The sequence below is a fragment of the Leptospira sanjuanensis genome, assembly GCF_022267375.1.
Lineage (GTDB): Bacteria > Spirochaetota > Leptospiria > Leptospirales > Leptospiraceae > Leptospira > Leptospira sanjuanensis.
Map to the genome: position 1 here is coordinate 1,919,194 of NZ_JAIZBH010000001.1, position 19,733 is coordinate 1,938,926.

General features: G+C 46.5%; 20 protein-coding genes. 13 read left to right on the plus strand and 7 right to left on the minus strand.

Features of this window, described 5'->3' with window-relative positions; all coding sequences use genetic code 11:
* Nucleotides 1–3 precede the first annotated feature (3 nt).
* Nucleotides 4–951, plus strand: a complete 948-nt coding sequence (locus LFX17_RS08645; RefSeq protein WP_238729895.1) for a hypothetical protein — start codon at nucleotides 4–6, stop codon at nucleotides 949–951.
* The gene (locus LFX17_RS08650; RefSeq protein WP_238746110.1) at nucleotides 939–1,769 is read left to right on the plus strand and encodes an alpha/beta fold hydrolase; all 831 of its coding nucleotides are present in this window, start codon (nucleotides 939–941) and stop codon (nucleotides 1,767–1,769) included. The genes LFX17_RS08645 and LFX17_RS08650 overlap by 13 nt, the downstream gene beginning before the upstream one ends.
* Here the strand turns inward: LFX17_RS08650 and LFX17_RS08655 are convergent.
* Nucleotides 1,726–3,201 carry a sodium:solute symporter family transporter gene (locus tag LFX17_RS08655; RefSeq protein WP_238747728.1) on the minus strand — a complete coding sequence of 492 codons (1,476 nt, stop codon included), beginning with the start codon at nucleotides 3,199–3,201 and terminating at the stop codon, nucleotides 1,726–1,728. The genes LFX17_RS08650 and LFX17_RS08655 overlap by 44 nt on opposite strands.
* A 206-nt stretch (nucleotides 3,202–3,407) precedes the next feature.
* Between LFX17_RS08655 and thrB the strand changes: the two genes are divergently transcribed.
* Nucleotides 3,408–4,373 (plus strand): homoserine kinase, encoded by a 966-nt coding sequence (gene thrB, locus LFX17_RS08660; protein WP_238729897.1) that lies wholly within the window; start codon nucleotides 3,408–3,410, stop codon nucleotides 4,371–4,373.
* Between the two features lie 62 nt (nucleotides 4,374–4,435).
* Here thrB and LFX17_RS08665 read toward each other — a convergent pair whose 3' ends face one another.
* Complete coding sequence (locus tag LFX17_RS08665) at nucleotides 4,436–5,077, minus strand: hypothetical protein (RefSeq protein ID WP_238746112.1); 642 nt, start codon at nucleotides 5,075–5,077, stop codon at nucleotides 4,436–4,438.
* 19 nt (nucleotides 5,078–5,096) lie between these two features.
* Nucleotides 5,097–5,474 carry a hypothetical protein gene (locus tag LFX17_RS08670; protein WP_238746115.1) on the minus strand — a complete coding sequence of 126 codons (378 nt, stop codon included), beginning with the start codon at nucleotides 5,472–5,474 and terminating at the stop codon, nucleotides 5,097–5,099.
* Between the two features lie 283 nt (nucleotides 5,475–5,757).
* Between LFX17_RS08670 and LFX17_RS08675 the strand changes: the two genes are divergently transcribed.
* The 9 genes from LFX17_RS08675 to serB all read left to right on the plus strand — a co-directional run bounded on the left by LFX17_RS08675 (nucleotide 5,758) and on the right by serB (nucleotide 14,249).
* A complete protein-coding gene (locus LFX17_RS08675; RefSeq protein WP_238729900.1) occupies nucleotides 5,758–6,801 on the plus strand; it encodes a DsbA family protein in 1,044 nt (347 codons plus the stop codon).
* Nucleotides 6,802–6,827: 26 nt separating this feature from the next.
* Nucleotides 6,828–7,808, plus strand: coding sequence for a malate dehydrogenase (locus tag LFX17_RS08680; RefSeq protein WP_238746117.1), 981 nt, complete (start codon nucleotides 6,828–6,830; stop codon nucleotides 7,806–7,808).
* A gap of 18 nt (nucleotides 7,809–7,826) precedes the next feature.
* Nucleotides 7,827–8,957, plus strand: coding sequence for an aminotransferase class I/II-fold pyridoxal phosphate-dependent enzyme (locus LFX17_RS08685; RefSeq protein WP_238746119.1), 1,131 nt, complete (start codon nucleotides 7,827–7,829; stop codon nucleotides 8,955–8,957).
* Nucleotides 8,957–9,622: a dethiobiotin synthase gene (bioD, locus tag LFX17_RS08690; protein ID WP_238729903.1), complete on the plus strand. Its 666-nt coding sequence runs from the start codon at nucleotides 8,957–8,959 to the stop codon at nucleotides 9,620–9,622. The genes LFX17_RS08685 and bioD overlap by 1 nt, the downstream gene beginning before the upstream one ends.
* On the plus strand, nucleotides 9,619–10,920 hold the full coding sequence (gene bioA, locus LFX17_RS08695) for an adenosylmethionine--8-amino-7-oxononanoate transaminase (RefSeq protein WP_238746121.1): 1,302 nt from the start codon (nucleotides 9,619–9,621) through the stop codon (nucleotides 10,918–10,920). Before bioD ends, bioA begins: the two co-directional genes overlap by 4 nt.
* Nucleotides 10,921–10,960: 40 nt before the next feature.
* On the plus strand, nucleotides 10,961–12,025 hold the full coding sequence (gene bioB, locus LFX17_RS08700; protein ID WP_238746123.1) for a biotin synthase BioB: 1,065 nt from the start codon (nucleotides 10,961–10,963) through the stop codon (nucleotides 12,023–12,025).
* A 380-nt stretch (nucleotides 12,026–12,405) separates the two neighbouring features.
* Nucleotides 12,406–12,582, plus strand: a complete 177-nt coding sequence (locus LFX17_RS08705) for a hypothetical protein (protein WP_000875511.1) — start codon at nucleotides 12,406–12,408, stop codon at nucleotides 12,580–12,582.
* A 7-nt stretch (nucleotides 12,583–12,589) separates the two neighbouring features.
* Nucleotides 12,590–13,333, plus strand: coding sequence for a GDSL-type esterase/lipase family protein (locus LFX17_RS08710; protein WP_238729905.1), 744 nt, complete (start codon nucleotides 12,590–12,592; stop codon nucleotides 13,331–13,333).
* A gap of 34 nt (nucleotides 13,334–13,367) precedes the next feature.
* Nucleotides 13,368–14,249 (plus strand): phosphoserine phosphatase SerB, encoded by an 882-nt coding sequence (gene serB / locus LFX17_RS08715; protein WP_238746125.1) that lies wholly within the window; start codon nucleotides 13,368–13,370, stop codon nucleotides 14,247–14,249.
* On the opposite strand, the gene mutS is transcribed toward serB, so the two are convergent.
* Entirely contained in the window at nucleotides 14,232–16,778 is a 2,547-nt protein-coding gene (gene mutS, locus LFX17_RS08720) for a DNA mismatch repair protein MutS (RefSeq protein WP_238746127.1), read from the minus strand. The genes serB and mutS overlap by 18 nt on opposite strands.
* Entirely contained in the window at nucleotides 16,775–17,428 is a 654-nt protein-coding gene (locus LFX17_RS08725; protein WP_238746129.1) for a phosphoribosylanthranilate isomerase, read from the minus strand. The genes mutS and LFX17_RS08725 overlap by 4 nt, the downstream gene beginning before the upstream one ends.
* Before the next feature lie 93 nt (nucleotides 17,429–17,521).
* On the opposite strand from LFX17_RS08725, the gene LFX17_RS08730 reads away from it, so the two are divergent.
* A complete protein-coding gene (locus LFX17_RS08730; RefSeq protein ID WP_238746134.1) occupies nucleotides 17,522–18,223 on the plus strand; it encodes a polyphenol oxidase family protein in 702 nt (233 codons plus the stop codon).
* Here LFX17_RS08730 and LFX17_RS08735 read toward each other — a convergent pair.
* Both LFX17_RS08735 and leuB read right to left on the minus strand, forming a co-directional pair.
* Nucleotides 18,220–18,627, minus strand: coding sequence for a response regulator (locus LFX17_RS08735; protein WP_118956645.1), 408 nt, complete (start codon nucleotides 18,625–18,627; stop codon nucleotides 18,220–18,222). The two genes, LFX17_RS08730 and LFX17_RS08735, sit on opposite strands and share 4 nt — an antisense overlap.
* 13 nt (nucleotides 18,628–18,640) lie before the next feature.
* Complete coding sequence (leuB, locus tag LFX17_RS08740) at nucleotides 18,641–19,717, minus strand: 3-isopropylmalate dehydrogenase (RefSeq protein ID WP_118956644.1); 1,077 nt, start codon at nucleotides 19,715–19,717, stop codon at nucleotides 18,641–18,643.
* Nucleotides 19,718–19,733 lie beyond the last annotated feature (16 nt).

The following is a 19,733-nucleotide window of genomic DNA, read 5'->3' on the forward strand; positions in this document are numbered from 1 at the left end:
TCGATGAAACGGATCGTTCTGATCCTATTTGTCTTCACTGCGTTTACCCAAGTCCAGGGAGGGGATTGGCTGGTTTTAAAACCGAATTCTCCTCTCTATCTCTTCCCCGATAAGAAGTCCGAAATTTTACGCAGGTTCGGTTTCGGGGAAATCGTACAAAGTAAAAACGAAAAGCATAACGGGAAACACGACCGAGGATTTCGTTTTGTTTCCGACGCCACTGGCTTAAGCGGTTGGGCCGAAACTCAATTCCTCTTCGATATGGAAGAAAGAGGGGCTTACAAAATCATCCTTCGTTCCATCGATCGAATGTTGTATTCGACTCATACGGGACTGACCGAACTCGAATCGGTTTATCAGTATTTAAGTTCTCTGGAAGAAAACGGAATCTATCACGGAGACGAATATCTTTATTTAAAAATCAGAAGAGCGGTCGTTTTGGTGCGAATCTTAGAAATTCTGCAAGAAGGCGAAAGCAAACGAAAAGAATCCAAACTCCAGGATTATCTTTCCAAAGTTCCCGGTGAAATCATTCCCGGTGAAAGAGGAAAACCCGCCAAAATCAACCCGGAAGTTTTTTGGAAGATCGGTGAAGAATTCAGGGACAAAGGTCCGGGAGATTTTGCCGCGTTTTTGGGTGTGAAACATACTCCGGAATTAAACTGCAAACGGGATGTTTTCTGTTTTATCGGCGATGAAAGAAAACGAAGAATCCGTTATCTGCAACTCAATCCGAACGGAAACTATGCGACCGTGTTTGCGAGCCAGATTTCCAAACGGTTCGAATCCTTGACCAAGGACCCGGAAACGATACAATGCGGAAACGAAAAGCCGGATACCCGAAAGGAAATCTACGAATCCTTTCGCAAAGATCTGCAATCCCTTCCGTATCGTTACGGCAAAAAGTATCATCAATATCTAAAGATCATCCAAAAAGAATGTCTACAGTAGATCTCCATTCACGCAAGATAGAATTTCGAAACGAGAGATTTCTTTCTCCGGTTTGCGGACCGATCCTCGTTTTACACGGACTCTTCGGTTCTTCCAAAAACTGGCTGAGCGTCGGAGATTTTCTAAGTCGTTATTCCGACGTGTATTTGATGGATCTTCGAAACCACGGGGATTCTCCTCATTCTTCCGAACATTCCCTCGCTTCGATGGTGGAGGATTTGGAGGTCTGGATCGTGAAGAACGGAATCGAAAATCCGGCGATTCTAGGGCATTCCATGGGCGGGCTGGTTTCAATGGGATTTGCATTAAAGAATCCGAATATTCCATCCATCTTATTGATCGAGGACATCGCGCCGAAGGATTATCCGTTTCACTATGAAAGCGAAATGGCCTGTTTGCGGACCGACGTTTCCGGATTCAATTCCAGACAGGAAATCGACGCGGCCTTGACGAAAATTCTTCCGGATGCGTTCGTTCGGAATTTTTTGGAAATGAATCTGGAACGCAGGGAAGAGGGCGGTTATCGTTGGAAACTCAACGTGGAAGGAATCGCCGGGTCGCCCCGTCTCTTACAGGATTTTTTCGCGCGTTATGCGAATCGACCCTACCGGCAACAAACCTACTTTATCACCGGCGGAATTTCGGATTTTTTTCGTAAAGAGGATCGTCTTACGGCTCGTTCATTCTTTCCGAATTCGAAGTTTTACGAAATCCCGAACGGAGACCATTACATGCACTACACCAAAGCGGCCGAGTTCCGAAGAATCGTGGAATCTATTTTGGAGAAGTCCGACGATTCTGAATTTGCAATAGCATAAGCCCGATTAAAAGACAAGTCCCGATTCCGAAAGGAACGAGAAGAGTAAAACCCGAGCCCGTCGATTTTCCGAAGGCTAAGGTGATTACGGGAGTCAGTCCGATCGCCAAGGACGCGTTTTTATCCTTTAAATTCTGCATATACGAAAAAGTTGATATTCTTCCGCTGAGAAACACCGCAATGATAGGTCCGACCGTGTAGGAAGCGATCGAAAGCCCCAATTCCACAAGTCCCGTTTTGCCGGTCGTTAAAAAGAGAGGGAACAACGAACTCAACAAAAGAATCATTCCCCAGAACAGACTCAACGTGCCCGAACCGAATTTTTCAAATCCGAGATCCACCTTGGTTGTCAACGAAAGCGAGTTGATCGAGCTGGAAAGTGTGGACATTGCGGAAGCCAAGATCGCCGCAAGTAAAAAACCGGTGATCGGGGAAGGCACTTCTTCGAGAATGAACTTGGAAAAGACTTTGTCCTTGGGAAGGTTCGAACCTTCATAATAAAAATATAATAGAATCCCGATGCTTAAAAATAATACGAATTGGAAAAAAACGAAAATACCCGATGAAATCATCGCTTTCTTCGCATCCGATTCGGAACGGCACGCAAGAACTCGTTGTACGAACATCTGATCGACTCCGTGCGTTCCCAACGTCAAAAGAATTCCGCCAACGATCGCGGTAGGTAAAAAATACGGAGAGGAGAATTCACTCCATTCGAAAATCCGCAGCTTGTTTGCTTCGTTTGCCCGGGTTGCGAGACTTACAACGTCGAATCCTCTGTCGATTAAAAGGGAACTCAGATAAAAAAGCGCGAAGATTCCTCCGGCAACATAAATCAGAAATTGCAACGAATCCACCCAAACCACCGAACGAAATCCGCCTTGCACCGTATAAAGAATCGTAATCGCCGAAATCAAAAGAAGACTTAAAATTTCTACGTGCAGAGTTTCCGCTTCTATCGAGGAATATTGTTTTAAAAATACTTCCAAAAGAATCGCGACCGGAATCGCGGACGCGTACATTCTTACTCCGTCTCCTAAGATTCGCGTGAGCTTGAACAAGAAGGTAACCGTTTTCTGGGAAACCTTTCCGTAACGGATTCCCACCCATTCATACACCGAGATAAAGCCGGATTGATAATACATCGGGATAAACCATTGTGCGACGAGGATTCTCCCCAAAACGAAACCCAATCCGAGTCCGAGAAAGGTGAGATTGCCGGAGTAACTCAAACCAGGAATATTCAAAAAGGTAAGCGTGGAAGTTTCGGTTGCGACGATCGAAAAACTGAGTGGAATCCAGGACAGTTCTCTTCCCGCAAGAAAGTAAGAAGAAGAATCCTTATCCTTCTTTCTGGAAGTGAACCATCCCGAAAAAAGAACCAAGACGACGTACGATAAAAGAACGATCAGATCTAAAATGGAAAAGTGCATATCCGACAGAATGGGCCGGAACACGAACGAGAAAACTCTTTTTCAAATGCAGAATTTGGCGACACAAAACAAAGGAAATCGGAGTTCGGAACCCGAATTTTGAAAATCGAATTCCGGAAATCGAAAATCAAATGACGATTTGATTTGGAGAGAAATTCTGGTCGTAATTTTTACGATCGTCTCCGTAAGACGCATCGATCCGCGATATGACTTCGATTCGACAATATTCCATTCGAGTTCCCGGAACCTCGGCCAATTTGGGTCCGGGTTTCGATCTATTCGGTCTCGCGTTTCGAATCTACAACCGATTTCAGTTTCAATTTCGCGCGGAGAAAGAATTCAAAACTTCCGTCAAGGGAATGGATGTTTTGCCGTTCGCTCCGGACGAAGACATGGTTCTTTCTTCGTATCAATCCTACTTTCGAAAATTTCTTCCGGGACAAGAACCCGTTCCGTATTCTTTACATATGGATCTGAATCTTCCGATGAAAGGCGGTTTGGGTTCGAGCGCGAGCGCCGCTGTCGCCGGAGTCTGCGCCGCGCGATTCGCACACAAACATTTCTTTCCGAAGATTTCTCTTCCGAAAGAAAACGAATTTCTGTTTCATCTCGGGCAAATCGAAGGACATCCGGACAATACGATTCCTGCGTATTTAGGCGGTTTCGTATTCGCGTATTTCAACGGGGAACGACTGGAATACGTCAAAAAGAAATTTCCTAAAAAGGTCCGTTGTTTTCTAATCGTCCCCGATCTCGAAACTTCCACGCATCAATCCCGCAAAACTTTACCGAGTTCGTATTCGACGGAAGACGTGATCTTCAATATGAGCCGGATCGCGACCTGGATGGAGTTTTTGGATTCGGGGAAGGTCAATCTTTTGAAGCTTGCGCTGGAGGATCGGGTTCACACACCGTATCGAATGCATTCCGAATTTGCGCTCAATCCGTTTTTAAAGGAAGCGGAAAAGAATCTCATCGGTTATTCTCTTTCGGGCAGCGGTCCTTCAGTTCTTTTGTTTTCGGAAAGAAGCAAGGCTGTGCGCGTCGAAAAGATTCTGCGCGAAAAACTGGCGGAGTTTACCGCAAAGACCCATTTTAATTGTCAGATTCTTTCCTTAAAGGTGGAAGAGGACGGGGTTTCCGAGTCGGTCAAAGAAATTAAAATTTCCTAATATTTGAATTTTGTAAAAATCGAAATCGTTTGCTGCGACGGAAGCTTCCGCGCGATTTCGTTTTACTCCTCCGCTTCTTCCCTTTCCTCTTTTCCGAAAGCGTAAAGTCCTTTTTTGATCGGGGTTCTTCGGTTGAGACCGGGATGAATTTTCGCGATCGTAAAGATGAATCTCATTCTTTCCTTGCCGAAGTTGTTGATAAAAAACTCGGAGGAAAGACGAATCTCGAAATACTGAGTCATCCTTTCTTTCGTTACCTTATCCGAAATTCGAAAGTCGGCGCTTTTACCGATGATTTCGTAACTATCCAGTTTTTCTGTGGATTCCATTTTGGAAAAGGTCGGCATTGCGGGAGGTTTGAAGAGTACGGGAGAATTTTTGAGGATCTGGATTTCGTAGTCTTCCGAGTCCTTCGCTTTTTTGATGTTGAATACGAGATGATTGTCGGAGATCGCGTTGCAATAGGTGCGGATCTCTCCCGAGGTTTGTCCTACAGTGAATCGGACGTTTCTTTGACTTTCGGAAACGACCAAAACGAAACGATCGCCCTCTTCGGGAGGAGTTCCCGCTCCGGCGCTTCCTTTTTTTATGGCGGGATAAATCACTTCCTGAAAAAAAAGGAAGGCCAGTCCGGCAAAGGCGGCCAAACCGGCAAAGATCAGTATAATATCTAAACCGACCGTATAAATGAGTGCGAGAGTCAAAAACAAAACCGCTTCTTCTCTATCGCCTTACATCGATTTTGTGGTCGGTCGCGTTTTCGCTCATTCTGGAGCGCACCATCATGGAAAGAAGGTTCTTCATCTGTTCCGGACTGATGACTTGATTCATTCTTTCTTCAAAAGAAACCGGGGAAGGTTTCATGACAAGCTCTTCCGGATCGACTTCGTTCTTTTGGGTTCCGGATCGTTTTTGTTGGATCGACTCCGAACCGACGACATCCTTTTCCCGAATCCGTTTTTCGATCGCTACCGGCTCTGACCGCAACGTCTCGCTCTCTAACTCGGCAGAACGCTTTCCTACGGGTTGCGTTCTCGATCGTTCGTCAGGCTGGGGCCAGGAAAACGAAAATGGTTGAATCGTTAATCCGGTCACATTCATAAACCCGAACCTCCTTGTTCTCCAGCTCGGACCCCTGTCGGAAATCCGAAGCTTCTCTATTAAAACTATCGGTAATAGAGGATTCACTTTAGTTTTTTTTCGGATTTTTTTCCAAAAGTGCCGCTGTTTTCGATCTAATTCTTCCGTTTACTTCAATCGGATTTCGGGAGAGAATGCCAAGCAAAGGCCCGAATTTATCGTTTGCCAGCCCGCCCGACGTTTCTAAGCTGGCAAGTAGGGAAACTGCATCGCCGTTTTTTGAACCACTGGGAGAATCTTTTCCATGCAAGACATAATCGATAAGCTTAAAGCGAAGGAATCCAGACCTTTGCTCATACTTTCCGCCGCATTTTTAATCTACATCGCGTTTACGATTCTCCCTTTGATTTCTTATTTTTCTCCGGATGGGATAGCCGAAATCAAAGGTAAGAATTATACGATCAAAGACGTTGAAAAAGAGAATCCTAGAATCGCCCGTAAGTTCTACGCAGAGACGAACGATCGTTTGTACCGGGTTCTTTCCGAGTTTGCGAGCAAGAAGGTGGTTTCATTGGCTGCAAAGGAGCGTAACGTTTCCGAAAAGGAATTGCTGGAGCCTTCCGTTCCGGCTCCGAGCCTCGCGGAAATGCGCGCAATCTACGATCAGTATAAGAATTCTCCCGCTCTGAAAGGAAAGTCCTTCGATCAAGTAAAGACCGAAATCGAAAATCATCTCGTCTCTCAAAAGAAAGAAGAACTTAGAAATTCGCTCTTCGGACAACTCCGCAACGAATACAATATTTCCGTAAAGGTGAAGGAACTACCTCCTCTCCGAGACGAGATTCTTACCGGAAACAATCCGTCCATCGGTCCGGAAAAAGCGAAGGTTACGATCGTAGAGTTTTCGGATTTCGAATGTCCTTTTTGCAAAAGAAGTCAGGACGTAAACGTTCAGCTGAGAGCGAAGTATAAGGATCAGATCCGCTGGGTGTTCCGCGATTATCCTCTTTCCTTTCATCCGAACGCGATGTTCGCACATATCGCCGCAAACTGCGCGAGTCCTCAAGGAAAGTATTGGGAATTCTTCAACGTTCTTTTTAACAATTCAGGAAATCTTCCGAAGGAACGCGTTCTGGATCTTGCGAGAGGAACGGGTTTGGATATGAAGGCTTTCAGTCAATGCGTGAACGACGCAAAGGTTCGTAAAGAAGTGGAAGAAGATATGGCGGAAGGGGAAAAATACGGAGTTAGCGGAACTCCCGCTTTCTTTATCAACGGTATTATGGTGGAAGGCGCTCAACCGATAGAAGCCTTTACCAAAGTGATCGATCAGGAACTTAAAAATTAAAATCAGAAATTAGGAGTCAGCCAAATATGAGTAAGACAGTGAAGGTCGCTGTTACAGGCGCTGCGGGACAAATCGGATATTCCCTTCTTTTTAGAATCGCTTCCGGACAAATGTTCGGCGCGGACACGGCAGTGGAAATCCAGATGCTTGAATTGGAAGCTGCGCTTCCCGCGGCAAAGGGTGTAATTATGGAATTAGAGGACTGTGCGTTTCCTCTGCTTCAAAAAGTGACCGTCTCTTCCGATTTGGATACAGCATTCAAGGACATCAACTGGGCGTTGTTAGTCGGCTCGGTTCCTAGAAAAGCGGGAATGGAAAGAGGGGATCTTCTCAAAATCAACGGTGGAATTTTCGTCAACCAAGGAAAGGCGATCGAAAAGAACGCCTCTTCCGACGTAAGAGTTCTCGTCGTAGGAAACCCTTGTAACACCAATTGCTTGATTGCGATGAACAATGCAAAAGGTGTTCCACAGGATCGTTGGTTCGCGATGACAAAACTGGATGAGAACAGAGCGAAATCTCAGCTTGCTTCCAAAGCGGGAGTTCCCGTGAAAGAAGTGACTCATCTCGGAATCTGGGGAAACCATTCTTCCACTCAATATCCTGATTTTTATAACGCAAAGATTTCGGGTAAACCTGTGACCGACGTGATCTCCGATCACGAATGGCTCAAGGGAGATTTTATCAAGAACGTTCAGCAAAGAGGAGCGGAGATCATCAAAGCAAGAGGAGCATCTTCTGCGGCGAGCGCTGCGAACGGAGTCGTAGACACGGTTCGCGGAATCATCACTCCGACCGCACCAGGCGACGCTTTTTCTGCGGCGATCGTTTCCGACGGTTCTTACGGCGCTGAAAAAGGATTGATCTTCGGATTTCCTTTGAAGTCCGACGGAAAGAAAGTGGAGATCATCCAAGGTCTTCCTTTGAACGACTTTGCAAAAGAGAAGTTCAAGATCACTCACGACGAACTCGTTTCCGAAAGAAACGAAGTGAAGGAAATGCTCTAAATTTCAAAGAGAGGTTTTTTGAACCTGGATTCATCGACGTTCATTCAAAAAGCCTCTTCCGTTTTGGAATCCCTGAAAAGGGATTTCCTCTTTCGGACCCTGGAAGTTCCTTCCGGGGTGGATTTATCCTCCAACGATTATCTTGCTCTTACCAAACATCCGAAACTGATTCAAAGCATCAAAGAAGGTCTGGACTTGTACGGAGCCGGATCGGGGGCTTCTCGTTTGGTCAGCGGACACAGGGATTCGTTCGAAGCGGCGGAAGAAGCGTGTTCGGATTGGATCGGAACCGAAACCTCTCTGTGGGTCGCCAATGGATACGCGGCCAATTTAGGACTTCTTTCCTGTATCGCAAACGCGAAGACTGAAATTTTTACGGACCGTCTCAATCACGCTTCGATCCTGGACGGAGTCCGTTTGTCCGGCGCCGAAAAAACGTATTATAAACACCTAAACCTGAATCATCTGGAAGAACTTCTCCGGAAATCCAAACGAAAAGAAAAAATCATCGTAAGCGAAACCGTATTCAGTATGGACGGAGATTTGGCTCCGATCGAAGATCTCGTATATTTGAAGAATCGATACGAAGCCACTTTGGTTTTGGACGACGCACACGGGATCGGCGTGTTTGGAAAAAAGGGAGAAGGGCGGGTTGCTCAAATATTAGGAAAAGATAAAATTCAAGAAGCCGATTTTATCACGTTTACGGCCGGTAAATCCTTAGGACTCGAAGGCGCCTGGATCGGAACCTCCCGAATCGGAAAAGAGTTTCTGATCAACAAGATGCGAACGTTCATCTATTCTACGGCGCCTATGCCTGCGATCGCGCATGCGGTTCCGATTTCCGTCGCTCTCGTACAATCGATGGAATCGGAACGAACAAGTCTTTTGGAAAAAGCCGCACGATTTAGAGAACTTCTGAACGTGAAACAGTATCCGAAGACTTCTTCCCAATCGCAGATCGTTCCGGTTCTTTTTCCTTCGGAAGAATCCGTTTTGAACGCTGCGGAGGGTTGTAGAAAGAACGGACTTCACGTAAAAGCGATTCGACCTCCTACTGTGGACGTACCTCGTCTTCGGATCAGCATTCATTCGGATACGACCGATGCTACATTAGAGAAATTGATTTCTCTTTTGCCGGAGTTTTGATGGCGATCTTTATCGGAGCAACGGGAACCGATGTGGGAAAAACCTTGCTCAGTTCTCTCATTCTCGGGAAATACGGCCGGTCCTTGGGACTCAAGTATTTCAAACCCGTTCAAACGGGAGACGACAGCGATCGAGTTACCGTAATGAATCTGAGCGGACTTCATGAAAGTTTCTTTTTACAGAATTATTATTCCTTTGCGTTTGCTGGATCGCCTCATTACGCATCCGAATTGGAAGGAATCGAAATCGATACGGACGAACTTTCCAGACATCTCTACAGCATTCGGGATCAACGAATCGTGGTCGAGGCCGCGGGCGGTCTGTTGGTTCCTCTGACTCGAAAAATTCTTACGATAGAACTCATCCGGCAATCCGAAATCCCGTTGATCTTGGCGGCGTCCGTTTCTTTGGGAACGATCAATCATACGCTTCTTACTTTGGAAGCGATTCAAACTCGAAAGATCGATCTGAAAGGGATTTACTTTCTCGGAGTTCCGGATAAAACGACCGAAGACAATATCCGAACGATTACGGAATGGAGCGGCGTTCCGTCGCTTGGAACCTTTTTTCTGCGATCGAAAGAACGCATCAGCCGAGAACGGTTTCAAAAGGAATGTTTGACCGCGTTCGATCCGGACGAACTGATTCAGAAAATCATCGTATGATCTGGTATCCATTCACCCTTCAATTCGAACCCGATTCTCCCTTAAAGATCGCAAGGGCAAGAGAAGAATTCCTGTATGACGAGAAGGGGAATTCTTACATTGACGCGATCTCTTCCTGGTGGGTGAGCATCCACGGACACAATCATCCTAAGATTTTGCAGGCGCTTAAAGATCAGATGGACCTGCTCGATCATGTTCTACTCGCGGGTTTTACGCACGAACCGGCCGAGAATCTCGCGACCGAACTTTTACGAATCACGGACGGGCTTTTTCAACGAGTGTTGTATTCGGACAACGGTTCGACCGCGGTGGAGATCATGATCAAACTCGCGTATCAGTATTTCCAGAACATCGGAGAAACGCAGAGAAAGACATTCATAAAGTTTGATACATCCTACCACGGAGATACGATCGGAACGATGAGCGTGGGCGGGGATTCCGTGTTCAATCGGGTCTTTGCCGGACTTTTGTTTCCCACAAAAGAATTTCCGACTCCGAATTGCAGCTTTTGCCCGGTCGGTAAAAAACCCGATTCCTGCGCGGCGGAATGCGTGAACGCGGTCGAATCGTATTTGGAAGAAAACCCGAATTCGATCGCAGGAATCGTGCTCGAACCATTGATCTTCGGTTCCGGCGGAATGATCTTTTACAAGGAAGAAGTTCTCCAAAAACTCGAACGCATCGCGAAACGATTCGGAGCCTTGTTGTTGGTCGACGAGGTGTTTACCGGTTTCGGAAGAACCGGCGCGCTTTTCGCATATCAAAAAGCGAATATACAACCGGATTTGGTCGCGATGGCAAAGGGTCTCAGCGCGGGAACGGCCGCCGTTGCCGTGACGTTGACGACCGAAAGAATTCATTCCGCATTCGTGACTCCCGATCCGGCTAAGGGATTTTATCACGGACATACCATGACCGGAAATCCGATTGCTTGTGCGGCGGCCCTTGCCTCCGTAAAACTCTTTCAAGAGGAGAATCGAATCGATCAGGTTCGAAACCTCGAAACAAAGATGAAGATCGGACTGAAAAAAATCGCGGAAGAATTCCCGAACGCGATTCGGGATTGCCGCGTGTTGGGTGCGGTCGGAGTTCTCGAACTCGAGGTGGGAAGCGAGAGCGGCTACACGTATCCGGGAAACAAAATTCTCAAGAAAAAGTTTTTGGAGAAGGGTGTCGTGCTTCGCCCCTTAGGGAACGTGATCTATCTTACGCCTCCGTATATCATTTCGGATTCTTCCCTGGAAAAAGTATTCACGGCGATTCGGGAAACACTCTCTGAAATTTCCCTCGGGAAATAGACTTTTCAAGAAAACTCCTTCCCTTGAACCTGTCTGAAGAATGTCCTCAACACTCAAAACAGCAGAAAAAATATTCTCCGAAGTTCCGAGCGTCATTACAAAGGAAGAAGGGTTCGAAATTCTAAACGGTTCCGTTCCTTTGACGTTCGTTTTAGACAGAGCGTTTCAGGAAAGAAATCGCTATTTCGGAAACAAAGTTCGAATTCATATCTTAGATAATATCAAAAACGGCTATTGTCCCGAAGATTGCGGCTACTGCGCGCAAAGAAAGAATGCAAACTCCGGAGTTCAGGAATATCCGATGAAGTCCGAGGAAGAAATCTACGAGGACGCGGTCAAAGCCAAGGAAAACGGAGCGTATCGTTTTTGTATGGTTACTTCCGGAACCGGACCGAATCGCCCGACCACCGAAAGACTTGCGAATACGATCCGCAAAATCACTGACGAACTCGGGATGAAGGTTTGTCTTTCCGCGGGCCTTTTGGACGAAGACAAGGCCCAGCTTCTGAAAGCGGCGGGGCTCGATCGTTACAATCACAATCTGAACACTTCCGAAAATCATTATCCTGAAATTTGCGATACGCATACATACGCACAGAGAGCGGAAACCTTAGGTTCCGTTTCCAAAGCCGGAATCGGAATGTGCAGCGGGGTCATCGTAGGAATGGGAGAAACTCTCCGCGACATCGTGGATGTTGCGTTTGAACTCAAGTCCTTTCGAGTGATTTCTATTCCCGTAAATTTTTTCATACCCGTCAAAGGACATGCGATCAAAAATCCGAGCGTTTTGACTCCGGAACTTTGTGTGAGAATTCTTTCTTTGTTCCGATTGGTGAATCCGGACTCCGAGATCCGAATTGCTGCGGGAAGAGAAGGCCACTTGAGAAGTCTTTCTGCGACAGCTCTTTTTGCCGCAAACTCTTTGTTCTCCGCGGGTTATCTGAACGTGAAGGGCTCCGAAATGACGGAAACGATTTCCATGATTCGAGACGCCGGTTTTGTACCGGAACTTGCGGACGGAGGAATTTTACCGGAGGACTCGGAAACCGAATCTCTCTATGCGGAGAAAAACTTTCCCGAGCTGTACAAATTCAAAAAAGACTGATGGTTTTCACCGTCAAAAAAACGGGATTTTGGTATTTTTTAAGCTTTCCCAGCAACTTTTTTTCAGTAAATTGAGTCTGAAGACAATGTAGAATTGTTACACGGCGTTTCCCGATTCGTTCGGTATTTCGAGGAATTTTACGGAGGCAAACGGCGTTTAAAACAGTGCTTAGGTGAAACGGGAAAATTCGGTTTTGAAAACAAGACACACGTTATGTGCATCGAAGTTGAAAGCTCCGAAGAAAAAATTTGAAAAATTATATGGAAATGTCGGAGCTAAGAAGTATTCTTTTTTAAGGTGAAAAAGAGTAGTTCGTTTTTTTTAGAATCGGTTGAAAGCCTGGGTTAATCTAAAAATCTGACATTACTGGAGTTTAATGGATGAAATATAAAATAGAAATCAATAAGCTGAAGAACGGTTATATCGAAGCGAAGCTCATTGATACCGCCTCCAATAACCCGATCGAGTTCCGGATTTGCGATTCGGAGGATTATCTACAAGCGCAGATCGCCGATTGGCACAAACGTTTTCACATGAAAGAACCGCAGGAGCAGTAATAGATCCTTGGTAAGGTACTTCTCCGCTCTTTCCTTGCTTCTTTTTCTTTCTTCCTGTTCCGTTCTTTTTAAAAAATCATACACAGATTATTCCAGCTCTAACTTTGAATGTTGGGCTGGAGTCGGTTACCGATCCTCCGAAAAATTCGCTCAATACAGATCTCTTTGGTCCACGATGCGGAACATTTACCGCGAGGATAACCAAAGAATCAAAACCGCAAACGTAGTCTTTGTGGGAAACTCATTGATTCAACTTTTTCCCAACGAAATTTTAACCCGAGAATTTCCGGGCGCCGTCAATCGCGGGATCGGCGGAGACATGACCGAACTTCTTCTGGAAAGATTGGAAGAGGACGTAATCGTTTTAAACCCAAAGGCCATCGTACTTGAGATCGGAGGGAACGATCTCATTCAGGGAAAATGTTTGGATGGGATCGAATCCAATTTGGTAAGAATTCTCGATAAGCTTACCGAGGACCTCCCGAATACGAAAATTGTCGTTTTGGGAATTCCACCGGTTCGCACACAAAGTTTAAATAGCATTTCTCCCGTAATCAATTTGTCTTGGGTTTCCATCATTCAGTCTTATAAAAATGTAGTCTTTTTGGACAATTGGCAATGGTTTCGGGAAAAGGATCGACCGGCGTTGCGTCAGGAATTCTGGCTGGAACAGGACAAGATTCATTTGAACGAAAATGCATATAAAATCTGGGTTCAAAAATTAAAACCGATCCTTCAGCCGTATCTTTAATCGTTTCATAAATCACTCTAAAACAGGTTCTCCAGTGCTTCTGATTCTGACTCAAAATCCGTACGAAATTCGAAAGGAACTCCTGTTGGGAATCGGGGGATTCGTATCCCTTAAACCGGAGGAAACCTTTTCGCTTTCTTCGGCTCCGATCCGCGCACAAGGTGAGTGGAGCTGCATCGAATGGAACGTCGGAAGAAAGCTGGAAGCATCCGAACTGATCGCCTTACGTGCGCTATTTGCAAAGAAAAATTCCGATCTGCTACAGATCGATTCTCTCTTGAATCCGAAAGAGAAAAGTTTTTTCGCGTTCGATATGGATTCCACGTTGATCCGTCAGGAAGTGATCGACGAACTCGCAAGGTTTGCGGGCGTATACGAAGAAGTCGCTTCCGTTACCAGGGAAGCGATGGAAGGAAACCTGGACTTTCACGAAGCGCTCAAAAAAAGATGCACACACCTGAAAGGTTTGTCCTCTTCGATTTTTAGCGATCTGTATCGCCAACTCGAGCCGAACGTGGGCGTTGAAAAACTTCTCCAAGGTCTCAAAGAGAAAAAGTGCAGAACCGCCGTTTTCTCCGGAGGGTTTACCGATATTCTCGAACTCTTTCAAAAGGAGTTCGGAATCGACGAAATTTACGCAAACGTTCTCACACGGGAAGACGGACATCTGACCGGAACGGTTACGGGCGACATCGTGGATAAAAACAAAAAGCTCGAATATCTAAAAACGATTCGCGATCGGGAAGGGATTGCACACAAACAAGTCGTCGCCGTCGGAGACGGCGCCAACGACGCGCTGATGTTGAACGAGGCGGGTATAGGAATCGGCTTTCACGCGAAGGACGGTTTGAAAAAGCTCATCGTCAATTGGGTGGATTTTGCGCCGATGGACGTTTTACTACTTTTGTTTTCGTAACTTCTTTTGAAAGTCTTCCAAAGTCTTTAAGGCTTCGATCGGGGTCATCTCTTCCAATTTCAATTTTAGAATCGACGTTTCGGTTTCCGACGGAGCGTTCTTTTGCTCCGGTTCCGCAAAGAGAGAAGGCTGCGCTTCCTGAATTTTGATCTCTTTCTTTTTGGATTCCAGGTCGGTTAGAAGTTCCGCCGCACGTTTTACGATCGGGTCGGGAACACCCGCGATTTTTGCGACGTAGATCCCGAAGGATTTTTTCGCCTTACCGATCTTTACCTTTCTTAGAAAAAGAACCTTGTCTTCCTTTTCGAGGGTCTCGAGATACAGATTGAAAATTCCCCCCAGACGAGAGAGTTCGGTGAGTTCGTGATAGTGCGTGGCAAAGATCGTCTTCGGCCGCACGGGCAAAGAGGAAAGATATTCTAAGATGGACCAAGCGATGCTCATTCCGTCGTAGGTCGAAGTTCCTCTCCCGACCTCGTCGAACAAAATCAAAGAATCCTCCGTGAAATGATTGAGGATGTTTGCGGTTTCCTTCATCTCGACGAAGAATGTGGATTCTCCCGCGGTGAGGTTGTCTCCCGCTCCGATTCGAGTGAATAGTTTGTCCACGATCGGAAGTCTCGCGGATTTAGCCGGAACAAAGGCGCCCATCTGAAATAGAATCTGATTTAGGGCGATCTGACGCATAAACGTGGATTTACCGGCCATGTTCGGCCCCGTGAGAACCGCGATCGCCTTGTCTTGGGTGTCGAGATACACGGAGTTCGGAATGAATTCCTGACCGGGAGGAAGAGTCGCTTCCACAACGGGATGTCTGGAATCTCCGAGATCAAGGGAACGGTCGTCGGAAAGCTGAGGACGAATCCATCCGAATTTGTCTTTTGCCGTCAGAACCGAAATCTGAAAATCCAGATCTCCGATCTCTTCCGAAAAGGAAAGAAGCGCGGAAGAATACTGCAAAACCTCTTCCACCATTCGGTTGAATTCGGTCCGTTCGATTTCTTGGATGATTTCGTCCGCTTCGAGGATCGTCCGTTCTATTTCTTCCAGCTTTGGAGTGGTAAAACGTTCGCTGCCAACGAGAGTCTGTTTTTTGAGATAATCTTTCGGAGCTTGTTCCGCTTGAACGCGGGAGATTTCTATAAAATACCCGACGATCTTATTATAACGAATCTTTAATGTGTTTAAGCCGGTTCTTTTTTTCTCTTCGGCTTCCAGATCCAAAATCCAATCCTTTCCTTTGAATCCGGCTTCTCTTGCCTTGTCCAGCTTAGCGGAGAATCCGGTTTTCAGGAACGGGCCGTTTCCGAGAATCACAGGCAAGTCGTCGCCCGGATGAAGACGTTCCGCAATGAAATCGGAAAGGGTTTGGAGTTCTTTTGAAGGAATGAGAAACGGATAGGAGAGAGTTTCCAATTCCGCTTTCAATTTCATTCCCGTCGCGATCGAGTTTAGGATCGAGCGAAAATCCCGAGGATACGCGTGGTTTCCTCGAAAACGCGTGAGAATTCTTTCCAGATCTCCTACGTCCCGCAAAGCGCTCACAAACGGCGCGAGAATCGATTTTAAGAGAATATCCTGTTTTTCCCAGCGGGAGTAGAGGATCAACGGATCGCATTCGGGAAAAAGAATTCTCTGTTTGAGGAGACGTTTTCCTTTCGCAGTATTGCAAAAATTGAATATAGAATAAAGGGTGTGATTCTTTTCCTTTTCGTTTTCCACAAGCTCGAGGTTGAGAATCGTTTCCCGATCCATTTCGAGAAACTTTCCGGAACTTAAAATGCGAGGCTCTCGAAGAACGAGTTTATTGTCCCGGTAGGTTTCGCGGATATATTCGTTGAGATATACGGAAAGAATTTGGAACGGATCTTTTTCCGAAACGGTTTCCTGATCTTTGAGAAGAGTGAATTCTCGATTTTTGAAATATTCCAATTCTTGAAAGAAGGAATGTTCCGATTTCGGGACGCAGATTTCCGATGGTCTGAACTTTTCAAGCTCCGCGACAAGTCGTTCGATTCCGGTGATCGAAGCGGAGGAATAAAAAACTTCTCCCGTGGAAAAATCGGCCATCGCGAAGTAAATCAGACTTTTTTTGAGATGTAAAACAGCGAGATAGTTGTTCTGAAATCCGGAAAGAAGATTCTCTTCGATGACCGTTCCCGGAGTGATGATCCGCACTACATCCCGTGTCATGAGTTTGGAACCGGGTTCGTCTGGTTTGGATTGTTCGCAGATTGCGATCTTTTTTCCCGCGTTTAACAGACGAGAGATGTAATTGTCCTTGGAATGATAAGGAATCCCGCACATAGGAACGGCGTTTTGCCGCTTGGTAAGAGCGATGTCCAAAATCGAAGAGGCGACTTTCGCATCTTCCAGAAACATTTCGTAAAAATCGCCCATACGAAAGAAAAGAATCGTATCGGGAAAATCCTTTTTGATCGCGAGAAATTGTTTCATCATCGGAGTGTTCAGCGCGTCCGCGAGATCGCTCCAATATTCTGCAGAAGTTCCTGTGGTTTCCAAACTCATAAGACCGATTTTGCGTTCCTGATAAATTGAATTACTTTTTGTGCGTCCTTGGTTCCGGGAGAAGATTCCACTCCGCTGGCGACGTCCACTCCGAAGGGACGAACCGATCGAACCGCCTGAACGACGTTAGACGGAGTAAGACCGCCCGCCAAAAGATAGTTTCGTTCGATTCCTTGAATGTATTCCCAATTGAATCTTTCTCCTGTTCCGCCTCCCGCTCCTTTGGAATAACTATCCAAAATCAGAAGTTCCCCCGGAACGACGGACCGTAGATTCTCGTTCGTGATCGGTGCGGAAACCCGATACGAACAAATCTGTCTTTTGCGGAAGAGTGTTTCCCGAACGTTCGGTGTTACGGTTGCATCGTCCCAAACCCATTGAATGTAATCGTGATCGAGCGCGGAAATCACGGTTTCCATTTCTTCATGAGAATTCTTATAGAACAAGAGTACGATTTTCGGAGAATTCTCCTGCGAACGATAGAGATCCACGATCCTGTGTGCGCCCGCGAGATCGATTTTCCTGGGACTCGAAGATACGAAATTCAGTCCGATGTAATCGGCTCCTTCTTCCCTGCAGATGTGTGCGATTTCCAAATCGCGGATTCCGCAGATCTTGACTTTTGTTGTTTCGTTTGAACGGCGATTCATGGGCGGAAGTTTTTCCAGTCTTCCCGAGGGGTTTTGTAAGATCACGTACTTTAACACTGGTCAGTTTCCGCGGGCGACGCAGAATCGGATTCAATGGCCATCTTTCATTCTTTCCCGATCGCCGAAGGGAGAAAAATTAAGATTCTGATCGCGGGTAAAAAGGATCTTCCGAACGAATCGTTAGACGTACAAACCCAAAAGCGGGAAATCGCCAAACTTACCGGAGTTTCCGAATCGAACGTTTTTATTCTGGATCAGGTTCACGGTGATACGGTGTTCGACGCGGACCGGTCGGACGCTTCTTCCTTTGAGAAAGGAGACGCGTGGATCGGCGAGGCTTCGGGGAAACTTCTCTGCATCAAAACAGCGGATTGTATGCCCATTTTTTTTTGGTCTGAACAGAGTTCTAAGTTTGCCGCGATTCACTCCGGTTGGAAAGGAACGTTAGCCGGAATTACGGAGAAAACTTTGCGGCTTACGTTCGACAAATCGATCCTTACGAACGGAACGCTTTTCGGTTATCTCGGACCCTGTGCGAGCGGTCTTCGTTACGAAGTGGGAGAAGACGTAGCTTTGTTGTTTCGGGAGGAATTTCCGAACTGTTTGCAGGAAACAAAGCCCGGTAAGTTTCTGCTGGATCTGGAATCGTTTTTGAAATTTCGTCTGGAGAAGAACGGCATTTCCGTCGTGTTGCAATCCGAACGGATCTGTACGATGGAGAAGGATTCAGACTTCTTCAGTCACCGTCGAAAGGATGTGGGAAGAAATCTGAATCTGATTTGGAAAGAAGGTTAGACTTTCGGAACCTTCTTGATCGCGGCGTTGACCTTTTCCAAAACCTTCTCGCGTTTGACCGGTTTCGGAATGTAATCCATCGCGCCTTCGTCGATCAGGTTCTTCAATACTGCGGGAGTGTTTTCCTCAGATACGATGATGATTCTCGGAAGAACTCCTTTGTCCTTGATTTCAAAGAAGGTCGCATAACCGTCCATCACGGGAAGGTTCAAGTCGAGAGTGATCAGATCCACGAGTCTGTGTTGATCGTAGAGCTGTACGAGTTCCTTTCCGTTTTCCGCAAATCCGATCACTTGATAACCTTCCGATTCCAAGATTTGCGCCAATTGTTTGGCCTGAAATCTGGAGTTCTCGGCGATCAAAACTTGATACGGTCTTCCGTTGGGAGCTACACCTGCTTTCATTGTTTACCTCTTTTTAGAGAAAGGATTCGATGACTTGACCGATTTCCTTGGTTCCGACTACGGTCGATCCCGCTTCGGCGATGTCTCTGGTTCTTTTGCCGGAGGCGATCGTTTTGCGAACCGCGCTTTCGATCTTGGCCGCTTCTTCTTCCATGGAAAAAGAATAGCGCAACATCAATGCGGCGCTGAGCACCTGTGCGATCGGATTCGCCACTCCTTTGCCTGCGATGTCCGGTGCGGAACCTCCGGAAGGTTCGTATAAACCGAAACCGGATTCCGAAAGGGAAGCCGAAGGCAACATACCGATCGAACCCGTGATGATGGAAGCCTCGTCGGAAAGAATGTCTCCGAACATGTTTTCGCAAAGAACCACGTCGAATTGTTTCGGGTTTACGATCAGCTGCATCGCCGCGTTGTCCACGTAAAGATGATTCAATTGGACGTCGGAAAATTCTTTCTTATGCAAATCGATTACAACTTCTTTCCAAAAAACGGAGGTCGTCAAGACGTTTGCTTTGTCGATGCTTGTCACTTTATTATTTCTTTTGCGGGCGGCTTGGAAGGCGACTCGTGTGATTCGTTCGATCTCCCTTCTGGAATACTTCATCGTGTCGTACGCGAATTCTTCCTGACCCGATCCTTCTCTTCCTTTCGGCTGGCCGAAGTAGATTCCGCCGGTTAATTCTCGCAGGATCAAAATGTCCAATCCGTCCCCGATGATGTCGGCGCGAACGGGGGAAGCCTTTTTCAATTCGGGATAGATGATCGCCGGTCTGATGTTTGCAAATAAGTCGAAGTGTTTTCGGAGAGGGAGAAGCGCTCCTCGTTCCGGTTGTTTTTCCGGAGGAAGACTTTCCCATTTCGGTCCGCCCACGCTTCCGAATAAAATCGCCGAGGATTCTTCGCAGAGTTTGAGCGTTTCGGGAGGAAGGGGATGGCCGGTTTTATCGATCGCGATTCCGCCCACGTATCCTTCCTTAAAATTAAACTCGGAAGCCTTCGCACCGAGAGCCTTTTTCAAAACGGAGAGGGCTACCTCCATTACTTCCGGTCCGATTCCGTCACCGGAAAGTACAGCTACGTTCTTCATTCTTTTATTGGATCCT

What these genes read in the sequence shown, in the direction of transcription:
- LFX17_RS08645 (WP_238729895.1), top strand. Translation starts at nt 4, where the DNA reads ATGAAACGGATCGTTCTGATCCTATTTGTCTTCACTGCGTTTACCCAA.
- LFX17_RS08650 (WP_238746110.1), top strand. Translation starts at nt 939, where the DNA reads ATGTCTACAGTAGATCTCCATTCACGCAAGATAGAATTTCGAAACGAG.
- LFX17_RS08655 (WP_238747728.1), bottom strand. Translation starts at nt 3,201, where the DNA reads ATGCACTTTTCCATTTTAGATCTGATCGTTCTTTTATCGTACGTCGTC.
- thrB (WP_238729897.1), top strand. Translation starts at nt 3,408, where the DNA reads ATGACTTCGATTCGACAATATTCCATTCGAGTTCCCGGAACCTCGGCC.
- LFX17_RS08670 (WP_238746115.1), bottom strand. Translation starts at nt 5,474, where the DNA reads ATGAATGTGACCGGATTAACGATTCAACCATTTTCGTTTTCCTGGCCC.
- LFX17_RS08675 (WP_238729900.1), top strand. Translation starts at nt 5,758, where the DNA reads ATGCAAGACATAATCGATAAGCTTAAAGCGAAGGAATCCAGACCTTTG.
- LFX17_RS08680 (WP_238746117.1), top strand. Translation starts at nt 6,828, where the DNA reads ATGAGTAAGACAGTGAAGGTCGCTGTTACAGGCGCTGCGGGACAAATC.
- bioD (WP_238729903.1), top strand. Translation starts at nt 8,957, where the DNA reads ATGGCGATCTTTATCGGAGCAACGGGAACCGATGTGGGAAAAACCTTG.
- bioA (WP_238746121.1), top strand. Translation starts at nt 9,619, where the DNA reads ATGATCTGGTATCCATTCACCCTTCAATTCGAACCCGATTCTCCCTTA.
- bioB (WP_238746123.1), top strand. Translation starts at nt 10,961, where the DNA reads ATGTCCTCAACACTCAAAACAGCAGAAAAAATATTCTCCGAAGTTCCG.
- LFX17_RS08705 (WP_000875511.1), top strand. Translation starts at nt 12,406, where the DNA reads ATGAAATATAAAATAGAAATCAATAAGCTGAAGAACGGTTATATCGAA.
- mutS (WP_238746127.1), bottom strand. Translation starts at nt 16,778, where the DNA reads ATGAGTTTGGAAACCACAGGAACTTCTGCAGAATATTGGAGCGATCTC.
- LFX17_RS08725 (WP_238746129.1), bottom strand. Translation starts at nt 17,428, where the DNA reads ATGAATCGCCGTTCAAACGAAACAACAAAAGTCAAGATCTGCGGAATC.
- LFX17_RS08730 (WP_238746134.1), top strand. Translation starts at nt 17,522, where the DNA reads ATGGCCATCTTTCATTCTTTCCCGATCGCCGAAGGGAGAAAAATTAAG.
- LFX17_RS08735 (WP_118956645.1), bottom strand. Translation starts at nt 18,627, where the DNA reads ATGAAAGCAGGTGTAGCTCCCAACGGAAGACCGTATCAAGTTTTGATC.
- leuB (WP_118956644.1), bottom strand. Translation starts at nt 19,717, where the DNA reads ATGAAGAACGTAGCTGTACTTTCCGGTGACGGAATCGGACCGGAAGTA.